Source organism: Paenibacillus sp. UASWS1643, from assembly GCF_008693195.1.
GTDB lineage: Bacteria > Bacillota > Bacilli > Paenibacillales > Paenibacillaceae > Paenibacillus > Paenibacillus amylolyticus_B.
On record NZ_VXKZ01000042.1, the window covers coordinates 1 to 350 of the forward strand.

Genomic DNA, 350 nt, shown 5'->3' on the forward strand with positions numbered 1-350 from the left:
GCAAAGAAATTAACTATTCTTATTGAAATGAGGCCAACACAGATGAAAAAGAAAGTAATCGTCATGAGTACGATAATAGCCCTTTTAGCAGCGACAGTTCAGGTTCATGCGGAAACATCAATTTCCTTGGATGGTAGTTTAAATAGCAAGCCAATGAATTCAAATACAGATCGTGACGCGGGACAAAAAATATCATTCAAGGATATTCAAGGGCATTGGGCAGTATCCAGTATTCAGGAGGCGCTGGATAAAGGGATTGTTAGTGGTTATCCCAATGGCATGTTTTATCCGGAAAATAAAGTAACGCGTGCAGAGTTTCTAAAGCTCATCGTTAGTTCACTGGGCCATGA

Annotated in this window: 1 protein-coding gene; it reads left to right on the forward strand. The window is 40.0% G+C overall.

Translation table 11 applies throughout. The features are described from left to right. Window positions 1-42: 42 nt before the first annotated feature. Window positions 43-350 (forward strand): S-layer homology domain-containing protein (locus FE296_RS00205; protein WP_190944950.1); only part of this gene is annotated, 308 nt, incomplete at its 3' end.